The sequence below is a fragment of the Pseudomonas sp. PDM01 genome, from assembly GCF_014852325.1.
GTDB classification, from domain to species: domain Bacteria; phylum Pseudomonadota; class Gammaproteobacteria; order Pseudomonadales; family Pseudomonadaceae; genus Aquipseudomonas; species Aquipseudomonas migulae.
On the sequence record NZ_JACVBK010000002.1, the window covers coordinates 748,579 to 758,661 of the forward strand.

Consider the following 10,083-nt stretch of genomic DNA (forward strand, 5'->3'; position numbering starts at 1 on the left):
GAAGGTTTGCGCTGGGTCATCAACCCTGTAGGAGCGAGGCTTGCCCGCGAAGAACGATAATGCGGTCTATCTGAACAACCGCATCGACCTTTTCGCGGGCAAGCCTCGCTCCTACAGTAATGCGGGATGGATCAACCCGGCGGCCAGTGCATCTGACGCTGACCCAGCACATGCATATGAATGTGGTAGACAGTCTGCCCACCTTCTTCATTGCAGTTCATGACAACGCGAAAACCTTTTTCGCAACCCAGTTCCAGTGCCAGGCGCTGGGCAGTGAACAGAATATGCCCGGCCAATGCCTTGTCGTCCTCGGTGAGGTCGTTCAAGGTGCGCACCGGTTTCTTCGGGATCACCAGAAAATGCACCGGTGCCTGCGGGGCGATGTCGTGGAAGGCCAGTACCTGGTCGTCCTCGTAAATGATCTTCGCCGGGATTTCCCGGTTGATGATCTTGGTGAACAGAGTATCCACAGCTGTTTTCTCCGTTGTTTGGGCTGGCCTGAGTGTACTCATGGGTGATCCCCGAGCCCAGCCTTTTGCCTTGAGGCCAGGTCAGCGCGGGCAATAGGCCTTGTTGACCATGCCTGTGATGGTCCTGATCAGCCAGCGTGAGCCGAGCCGTGGCAGGAAAGCGAACCAGCGGTTCAGCCGGCCCGGAATAATAATGGCGCGATTCTTATCCAGAGCCCGCACGGTATAGAGCGCGACTTCCTCCGGACTCATCAGCAGTTTGCTGTCGACCAGTTTGTCGCTGTTCAGTTGTGCGGTGCGGAAAAACGCGGTGCGGGTCGGGCCGGGGCAGAGTACGGAAACCTTGACTGCGCATTTCTTCAGCTCGACGCGCAGCCCTTCGGAAAAGTGCAGTACATAGGCTTTGCTGGCGTAGTAAGTGCTCATCCACGGGCCGGGATGGAACGCTGCAACCGAGGCGACGTTCAAGATCTGCCCACCGCCCTGCAAGGCCATGCTGTTGCCGATGGCATGGCACAGGCGAGTGAGGGCCAGAATGTTCACCTCGATCAGGTCTTGTTCGGTCATCCAGTCCTGCGCCAGAAATGGGCCGCAGGTGCCGATGCCGGCGCAGTTCACCAGCAAGTCGATCTGCCGGTCGCCTTCTTCCAGTTCCAGCAGAAACCCGGACAGGCGCAGCGGCTCGCCGAGGTCGCAGGCGCGGAACAACACCTCCACGCCAAAACGTTGGGTCAGTTCAATTGCAATACTTTCCAGCTGATCACGCTGTCGGGCCACCAGAATCAGGCTGCGGCCACGGCGGGCCAGCGCTTCGGCCATCGCCAGGCCGATGCCGCTGGAAGCGCCAGTGATCAGAGCGTAACGGGTCATGCAGTTCTCCATCGCAACAGCTCCGCGCCTGCGACGCAGGTGTCACGGGCGGGGAGCGCTGTTCATTCTTTCGCAGAGTCTACAGGGGCCGGGGCTTATTGGGCTTCCTCGTCTGCGCTATCCGGCACTTCTTCAGCCTCAGCGGCGGGCTCGACTTCCACTTCTTCGGTGGTTAGCGAGCTGCTGTCATAGCTGAGTCCGGCAGCGTCTTCGTACTCTTGCTGGATCGCACTGAAAGCGCCGGCCAATACACCGACAAAGACGAGGGCAATGAATACCACCCACAGCGAAGACAACACTTTGACTGCCGTGGTGTTTGGCGGTGGTGGTGGGCCGTAGCGATTGGCGATGGTGTTGCCCGGCACGCACATGAGCACAAACGGAAAGAAGCTGCCTATGAACGGCACTAGATTGAGCAGCCAGAGCCAGCCGGACCAGCCGATGTCGTGCAGGCGCTGAACGCTGATCTGAACGGTGACGACCGCGATGGCGATGCACAGGAGCACCACCACCAGGCCGCCGACAATCAGGCCTGCGGTCGAATCGCTGGCGATCAGGGCGATGGCGAAAATGGCGACGACCGACCCGACGCCGAGCATGACCAGCGTCGCCACCATGGTCCAGGCCAGATAGCGCAAACGGCCGATTCGCCCTTCGACGCCAAAAGGCTTGAGCGTGCCGAACGGCGGCAGGTTTTCGCCGACCCTGGCCTGAGGTGGTGCGTACGGCGACTCTGGTTCTGCGAACGCGGGTTTACTGCTGGCGGGGGCGTGGTGGTGAGCGTCGGCCAGGTTCAGTTCAATCGAGGGCTCGGCTTCAATGCGGGCTTCGATGCCGGTTTTCGTCAGCGCCTGAAGGTAGGTTTGCGCGTCAGTCTGCGACAGGCCTTGCTTGAGCGTAACAGGCTGTCCGTTGAACAGTCGTTCGACGGCTGCCACTTCGCTTTTGTACAACGCCGCCAGATTGAGTTTGGCGGTGGTGAGGTCGATCCCCGGCAGCAGAGCGCCGTCGAATACGATCTTGAAACGGTTGTCGCTCATTGCGAGGCATCCTTGTCGCGGGTGTTTGAATAGTTAGAGAGTTGCGAGCCCGGAGTGTAAGGCCAGTCGAGGATGACTGGCCAAATTTCCTGCTAACGCGGCCAGCGTTTCGGCAGTTGTGCTGCCAGCTCCAGCGCCTGGCGGTATTCAGCGTCCAGTCGTGCAACCAATTGATCCACGCTCGGTAAATCGTCTATCTCTCCGACGCCCTGGCCGGCGGACCACACGGTTTTCCAGGCCTTGGCTTCATCGCTCAATGGCTTGAGCTTGGAGCCGAAGTTGACCTCGCCTTTGTTTTGCAACGCCGCCATGTCGAAACCGGCCGCTTCCAGGCTTTGGCGCATGAAACTCGCCGGAACACCCGACACCGCCGGAGTATGAATGATGTCTGCCGCTCTGGATGTCAGCAGCATCTCCTTGTAGGCCTCAGGCGCATGGCTTTCGGTGGTGCCGATAAATCGCGTACCGAAGTAGGCCAGATCCGCACCGAGCAATTGTGCCGCGAGTATCTCGTGACCGTGATTGAGGCAGCCGGCCAGCAACAGCGTCTTGTCGAAGAACTGGCGGATTTCGGCAATCAGCGAAAACGGGCTCCAGGTACCCGCGTGTCCACCGGCGCCTGCGGCAACGGCGATCAAACCATCTACGCCAGCCTCCGCTGCTTTCTCTGCGTGGCGACGAGTCGTTACGTCATGGAATACCAGGCCGCCGTAGCCGTGGACTGCGTCGACCAGTTCTTTAACGGCGCCAAGGCTGGTGATCACGATCGGCACCTTGTGCTCGATGCAGATCTCCAGGTCTGCTTGCAGGCGCGGGTTGCTGTTGTGGACGATCAGGTTCACGGCGTAGGGCGCCGGTTTTTCCATTGTCGCCAACCCTGCTTCGATCTCTTCCAGCCAGGCCTTGAAGCCGCTGCTCTCACGCTGGTTCAGCGCGGGGAAGCTGCCGACCACGCCATTACGGCAGCAGGCGAGTACCAGTTGCGGGTTGGAAATCAGGAACATCGGCGCTGCCACCACGGGCAGACGCAAACGTTGTTCGAGCAAAGCGGGCAGCGACATTGGAAGTACCCCGGTGAGTGGTGCCGATTGAAGTTAGAACGGCCGAACGACGACCAGAATTACGATAGCCAGCAATATCAGAACCGGCACTTCATTGAACCAGCGATAAAAGACATGGCTGCGGGTGTTCTCGCCACGGGCAAATCGTTTCACCTGCGCGCCGCACATGTGGTGGTAGCCGATCAGGATCACCACCAGCGTCAATTTGGCGTGAATCCAGGCACCTTGGCTGAATATGCCCGGGTTCAGCCCGATCAGCGCAATGCCGAAAACCAGCGTGGCGATCATCGCCGGGCCCATGATGCCGCGATACAGCTTGCGCTCCATCAGGCTGAAGCGTTCCTTGCTGACGGTGTCTTCGCTTTGGGCGTGATAGACGAACAGGCGCGGCAGGTAAAACAGGCCGGCAAACCAGCAGACCATGCTGATGATATGAAGCGCTTTGAGCCACAGATAAAGCATTTTTGGTTATTCCCAGGTTCACGGTAGCGAAGATAGTAGAGGGTAGAGCGTCCGCACGTCACCTTGACGGTTGTCGCAGGGCGATACGGGCCCTATTATCGACGGCTTTCCAGTGGGTTCGTTGAGGGCAGGTTTATGGTCAAGGTCGGTATCGTCGGCGGCACGGGTTACACCGGTGTCGAACTGCTGCGTCTGTTGGCACAGCATCCGCAGGCAGAAGTGGTGGTGATCACTTCCCGATCCGAGGCCGGTCTGGCCGTGGCTGATATGTATCCGAACCTGCGCGGCCATTACGACGGCCTGGCGTTCAGCGTTCCGGACATCAAGACCCTGGGCGCCTGCGACGTGGTGTTCTTCGCCACGCCTCACGGTGTCGCCCATGCGCTGGCCGGTGAACTGCTGGCGGCCGGAACCAAGGTCATCGACCTGTCGGCGGACTTCCGTCTGCAAGATGCCGATGAGTGGGCCAAGTGGTACGGCCAGCCGCACGGTGCGCCACAGCTGCTGGAAGAAGCGGTCTACGGCTTGCCGGAAGTCAATCGCGAGCAGATCAAGCAGGCTCGCCTGATCGCCGTACCGGGTTGCTATCCAACGGCTACGCAATTGGGTTTCCTGCCATTGCTCGAAGCCGGTCTGGCCGATACCACGCGCTTGATCGCTGACTGCAAATCCGGCGTCAGCGGTGCCGGTCGTGGTGCTGCTGTAGGTTCGCTGTACTCCGAGACGTCGGAAAGCATGAAGGCCTACGCTGTGAAAGGTCACCGTCACTTGCCGGAAATTCGCCAGGGTCTGCGCCGTGCTGCAGGAAAGGATGTCGGCCTGACCTTCGTTCCGCACCTGACGCCGATGATTCGCGGCATTCACTCGACGCTCTACGCGACGGTCGTGGATCGTTCGGTGGATCTGCAGGCACTGTTTGAAAAGCGCTATGCCAACGAGCCGTTCGTTGATGTGATGCCAGCAGGCAGCCACCCGGAAACCCGCAGCGTGCGCGGCGCCAACGTCTGCCGTATCGCCGTGCATCGTCCGCAGGACGGTGACCTGGTGGTGGTGTTGTCGGTCATCGATAACCTGGTAAAAGGTGCGTCGGGTCAGGCGGTGCAGAACCTGAACATCCTGTTCGGTCTGGATGAGCGTCTGGGCTTGTCGCACGCTGGCATGTTGCCGTAAGGCTTTAGCCCGCTCAGCAAAAAGGCCCGTTGAACGGGCCTTTTTGCGTTTCGAACCGGCAATCGGGTTTATTGATATACCGTAACAATAGTTGACCGCTTTTCTAGGAGAAGCGGATAATGCGCGTCATCACGCATTATGGCGGCGTAACGCCGGGAGATAGTCAGCATGAGCGTCGAATCCTTCACCCCCACGGCTTTGCAATTTACCCACGGTGCCGCGCACAAGGTGAAGAGCCTGGTCGATGAAGAGGGGAATGATCGCTTGAAGCTGCGCGTATTCGTTACGGGCGGCGGTTGTTCAGGTTTTCAGTACGGCTTCACCTTCGATGAAGAAGTGGCCGATGACGACACCATCGTCGAGCGCGAGGGTGTGAGCCTGGTCGTCGATCCGATGAGCTTCCAGTACCTGGCAGGTGCCGAGGTGGATTACCAGGAAGGTCTGGAAGGTTCGCGTTTCGTGATCAAGAACCCGAACGCCAGCACCACGTGTGGCTGCGGCTCTTCGTTCTCGATCTGATCGCGATTCACCGCATTACAAACGCCGCATGGCCTCAGGGCTCTGCGGCGTTTTGCTGTCTGGCGTTCAGGCCGGGTAGATGGCGCCGAGTACGCGCAGGCCGCGAGCGCCGGTGACGCTTGGACGATTGGCCGCGATACCTTCCAGGCAGCAATGAGCCAGCCAGGCGAAGGCCATGGCTTCGACCCAGTCCGGGTCAACGCCATGAGTGGCGGTGCTGCTGACGTTCGCGTTTGGCAGCAGGCTGGCCAGGCGCTTCATCAGCGTGGCGTTGTGCGCACCGCCGCCGCAGACCAGCAACTCTCGGGTATCCGCCTGGGCGCTTTGCAATGATTCGACGATGGTCAGCGCGGTCAGCTCAAGCAGTGTTGCTTGCACGTCTTCGGCGGCGAAGGTCGGCAATTGCGAAAGATGCTGTGTCAGCCATGGCAGATTGAACACTTCACGGCCGGTGCTCTTCGGGCCTTTGGTCACGAAGAACGGATCACTGAGTAGCGCCTTCAACAGAACAGGTTCGACTTGGCCGCTGGCTGCCCATTGGCCGTCACGATCAAAGTTTTCGCCGCGTTGCTGATGAATCCACGCGTCCAGCAGTACGTTCCCGGGGCCGCAGTCGAAACCGGCTACGGGTTGGCCGGGTTCGATCAGGCTGAGGTTGCTGAAACCGCCGACGTTCAATACCGCGCGGTTACCCGCTTGCTCTTCAAACAGCGCTTCGTGAAACGCTGGCACCAGTGGTGCGCCTTGTCCGCCGGCCGCAACGTCGCGACTGCGGAAGTCACTGACCACGGTGATGCCGGTCAATTCGGTCAGCAGGGCAGGGTTGCCGATCTGTACCGTGAAGCCGCGTGCCGGTTCGTGGCGAATGGTCTGGCCATGGCTGCCAATCGCGCGGATGTCTTCGGGTTTCAGGTTTTGTTGGTCAAGAAGGGTGCGAATGCCCTGCGCCGCCAGAGTCACCCAGTTTTGCTGGGCGATGGCGGAGCGGGCAATCTCGTCCGGGCCGCTGGCGCACAAGCCAAGCAGCTCGGTGCGCAGGGAATCAGGCATGGGAATGTAGTGCGTGGCGACCAGTCTGATCGCCGGGTTCAACTCAACCAGCGCGATGTCCAGGCCATCGAGACTGGTTCCGGACATCACACCTATATAGCGCGTCATGGCTTAGCGCTTGCTCGAAGCCAGTTGGGTGGATTTTTCTTGATCCATACGCGCCATCAGAGGCTGACTCTGCGCGAGGAAACGTGCCCGTTCTGCTTTGGAAATTGGATCGGCCATCGCCACTTTTTGACCTAGTGGATCGACGTGCACACCATTGACCTGGAACTCGTAGTGCAGATGCGGTCCGGTGGACAGGCCGGTAGTGCCGATATAGCCAATCACTTGACCCTGCTTGACGGAGCTGCCGGTCTGCACACCTTTCGCAAAGCCCTGCATATGGCCGTACAGCGTGCGATAAGTGTTGCCGTGCTGGATGATCACGGTATTGCCATAACCGCCGCGACGGCCGGCCAACAACACCTTGCCATCACCGGCCGCCTTGATTGGCGTACCGCGCGGAGCTGCGTAGTCGACGCCTTTGTGAGCGCGGATCTTGTTCAGGATCGGGTGTTTGCGGCCCATGGAGAATTTCGAGCTGATGCGGGCAAAGTCTACCGGGGTGCGGATAAACGCCTTGCGCATGCTGTTGCCATCAGCAGTGTAGTAGCTGCTGTTGCCTTGTTTGTTGGTGTAACGCACGGCGGTGTAGGTCTTGCCGCGGTTGGTGAAGCGTGCGGAAAGGATCGGGCCATTGCCGACAGCCTTGCCGTTGACGACTTTCTGTTCGTAGATCACGTCGAACTCGTCACCCTGGCGAATATCCTGGGCGAAGTCGACGTCATAGCCAAACACGCTGGCCATGTCCATGGTCAGGCTGTGGGACAGGCCGGCGCGAGCGGCGGACTGCGACAACGAGCTGTTGATCACGCCGTGAACGTAGGCGGAGCGCACGGTAGGCTTGGCGGTGATGCGGTTGAACACATAACCCTTGTCATTCTTGGTCAGGGTGATGCTTTCGAGGTCGCTGACCTTGCTGTGCAGGTTGGTCAGCTGGCCTTCGGGGTTCAGTTCGAATTCGAGTTTCTGGCCATGTTTGAGTTGGCTGAATTGCTTGGCCTGCTTGTCGCTGGTCAATACTTCATGCACCGAAGTGGCCGGAAGGCCGACTTTCTCGAACAGCGTGGAGAGCGTATCGCCTTTGGCGACGATCACTTCCCTGTGATTGGGACCCTTCTTTTCTTCGACAACCGGCGCGGGTTTGGCCTGGGCAGTTTCCTGGGACTCTTCGGAGCTGTCTTCGATCTGCGCAAAAGGGGAAGTTGCCGGCTCATTTGTGGCTTGGGCGACGTCGGCAGCGTCTTGATCTTGTGTCAGTTGTTCAGCAGGGCTTTCCAGTTCAAGACTCAGTGTCGTCTTTTTTGCTTCTACATCACTGGAAGGAAATACCAGAAGCGCCAGGCTCAGAAGGGCGGCGATACCACTTGCTGCGAGCAGGTGGGTCTTCGGGTAAAGCGGAGGCGCTTTAGACGATTCTTTGGTCATAGGTAATTTTGACTTTGAAAAAGATGAATTGGAAAAGATGAATGACATGATGAAGATGAAATAACTGTATAAAATATAACCAAATCATCTCTGAAGCAAGTCCGTGGTCACTCTGTCAGCGGATTGGCGTCATTGCGCCGGCCAAACTTTGTATTTGACGCGTGATCTTGTATGGTTGGTTCCCTTTGAATTCGAGCCTTGCGGGTCTGTTATGAAGTCGGTTGAAGAGCAGCTAGCGCTGATCAAACGTGGTGCAGAAGAACTGTTGGTCGAGTCCGAGCTGATCGAAAAGCTCAAGCGTGGCCAGCCGCTACGTATTAAGGCAGGCTTCGATCCGACCGCGCCGGATTTGCACCTGGGTCACACGGTGCTTATTAATAAGCTGCGCCAGTTCCAGGAGCTGGGGCATCAGGTGATCTTCCTTATAGGTGACTTCACCGGGATGATCGGTGATCCGAGCGGCAAGAGCGCTACGCGTCCGCCGCTAACCCGTGAGCAGGTTCTCGAGAATGCCGAGACCTACAAGACTCAGGTTTTCAAGATTCTTGATCCGGCCAAAACCGAGGTGGCGTTCAACTCCACCTGGATGGATCAGATGGGGCCGGCCGACTTCATTCGCCTGACTTCGCAGTACACCGTTGCTCGCATGCTCGAGCGCGACGATTTCGACAAGCGCTACACGACCAATCAGCCAATCGCCATCCATGAGTTCCTCTATCCGCTGGTTCAGGGTTACGACTCGGTCGCCTTGCGCGCGGATGTCGAGCTGGGCGGTACCGATCAGAAGTTCAACCTGTTGATGGGGCGTGAGCTGCAGCGCGGTTATGGTCAGGATCCTCAGTGCATTCTGACCATGCCGTTGCTTGAAGGTCTGGATGGCGTGAAGAAGATGTCCAAGTCCTTGGGCAACTACGTCGGTATTCAAGAAGCGCCGGGAGTGATGTACAGCAAGCTGGTTTCGATTCCGGATGCGCTGATGTGGCGTTACTTCGAATTGCTCAGCTTCCGTTCCATGGATGAGATCAATGCGTTCCGTGCCGATGTCGAGGCGGGCGCCAATCCGCGCGACATCAAGATCAAGCTGGCCGAAGAGATCGTTGCGCGCTTCCATGGTGAAGAGGCTGCAGCCAATGCTCACCGTGCAGCGGGCAATCGTATGAAGGATGGCGAGCTGCCGGACGATCTGCCGGAAATCGAATTGACCGCTACTGAAGATATGCCGATCGCTGCTGTCCTTAATAAGGCAGGCCTGGTGAAGAACTCGGCGGTAGCGCGTGATCTGCTGAATTCCGGCGGTGTACGTATAGATGGTGAGGTTGTGGATCGCACCTTTATATACGTGTTGGGCGCGACCCACGTTTGCCAGGCTGGCAAGAAGGCATTTGCGCGTATTTCGCTCAAATCCGAATAAAGCTGGAATTAGGGGTTGACGGCAGATTCTGGAAGTCTATAATTCGCCCCACTTCCGGCGCAGTCGAAACGGAAAACTCCTTGGTAAACAAAGAGTTACGCAGTTTTCGACAGCGAGTTGCTTCAGCTCATCGAAGTCCAGAAGGAGTTGAAAGAGCGGTGTTGTGTGGCTCTTTTGACGGTTCGATCTTCTCGGTCGAAAGCGGAGAAAAAGAGGTGTTGACAGCAGCCAGTAACGCTGTAGAATTCGCCTCCCGCTAACGAGAGATCGGAAGCGCAAGTGGTTGAAGTTGCAAAGGAAACTTTGAAAACTTCTGAAAATAACCGCTTGACAGATACAGAGGGCGCTGTAGAATGCGCGCCTCGGTTGAGACGAAAGATCTTAACCAACCGCTCTTTAACAACTGAATCAAGCAATTCGTGTGGGTGCTTGTGGAGTCAGACTGATAGTCAACAAGATTATCAGCATCACAAGTTACTCCGCGAGAAATCAAAGATGTA

10 protein-coding genes are annotated in these 10,083 nt (G+C 58.0%); 3 read left to right on the forward strand and 7 right to left on the reverse strand.

What is annotated here, in order from left to right; translation table 11 throughout:
- Positions 1–131: 131 nt before the first annotated feature.
- From IB246_RS07960 to hemJ, 5 genes are all read right to left on the reverse strand, one after another.
- A complete protein-coding gene (locus tag IB246_RS07960) occupies positions 132–470 on the reverse strand; it encodes a histidine triad nucleotide-binding protein (protein WP_008027110.1) in 339 nt (112 codons plus the stop codon).
- A gap of 81 nt (positions 471–551) precedes the next feature.
- Positions 552–1,340, reverse strand: coding sequence for an SDR family NAD(P)-dependent oxidoreductase (locus IB246_RS07965; protein ID WP_032828658.1), 789 nt, complete (start codon positions 1,338–1,340; stop codon positions 552–554).
- A gap of 95 nt (positions 1,341–1,435) precedes the next feature.
- Positions 1,436–2,380: a DUF805 domain-containing protein gene (locus IB246_RS07970; protein ID WP_008035988.1), complete on the reverse strand. Its 945-nt coding sequence runs from the start codon at positions 2,378–2,380 to the stop codon at positions 1,436–1,438.
- Positions 2,381–2,472: 92 nt separating this feature from the next.
- Positions 2,473–3,441: an NAD(P)H-dependent flavin oxidoreductase gene (locus IB246_RS07975; protein ID WP_008035990.1), complete on the reverse strand. Its 969-nt coding sequence runs from the start codon at positions 3,439–3,441 to the stop codon at positions 2,473–2,475.
- 33 nt (positions 3,442–3,474) lie between these two features.
- The gene (gene hemJ / locus IB246_RS07980) at positions 3,475–3,903 is read right to left on the reverse strand and encodes a protoporphyrinogen oxidase HemJ (protein ID WP_008027117.1); all 429 of its coding nucleotides are present in this window, start codon (positions 3,901–3,903) and stop codon (positions 3,475–3,477) included.
- A 135-nt stretch (positions 3,904–4,038) separates the two neighbouring features.
- On the opposite strand from hemJ, the gene argC reads away from it, so the two are divergent.
- Entirely contained in the window at positions 4,039–5,073 is a 1,035-nt protein-coding gene (argC, locus tag IB246_RS07985; protein ID WP_008035993.1) for an N-acetyl-gamma-glutamyl-phosphate reductase, read from the forward strand.
- A 168-nt stretch (positions 5,074–5,241) separates the two neighbouring features.
- Positions 5,242–5,592, forward strand: a complete 351-nt coding sequence (gene erpA / locus IB246_RS07990; protein WP_007947969.1) for an iron-sulfur cluster insertion protein ErpA — start codon at positions 5,242–5,244, stop codon at positions 5,590–5,592.
- 66 nt (positions 5,593–5,658) lie between these two features.
- Here the strand turns inward: erpA and IB246_RS07995 are convergent, their stop codons facing one another.
- Together IB246_RS07995 and IB246_RS08000 are read right to left on the reverse strand one after the other, a co-directional pair.
- Complete coding sequence (locus IB246_RS07995; protein ID WP_008035995.1) at positions 5,659–6,750, reverse strand: anhydro-N-acetylmuramic acid kinase; 1,092 nt, start codon at positions 6,748–6,750, stop codon at positions 5,659–5,661.
- 3 nt (positions 6,751–6,753) lie between these two features.
- A complete protein-coding gene (locus tag IB246_RS08000) occupies positions 6,754–8,172 on the reverse strand; it encodes a peptidoglycan DD-metalloendopeptidase family protein (RefSeq protein WP_008036003.1) in 1,419 nt (472 codons plus the stop codon).
- Between the two features lie 211 nt (positions 8,173–8,383).
- On the opposite strand from IB246_RS08000, the gene tyrS reads away from it, so the two are divergent.
- Complete coding sequence (tyrS, locus tag IB246_RS08005) at positions 8,384–9,583, forward strand: tyrosine--tRNA ligase (protein WP_008027125.1); 1,200 nt, start codon at positions 8,384–8,386, stop codon at positions 9,581–9,583.
- The last annotated feature ends 500 nt before the right edge of the window (positions 9,584–10,083 follow it).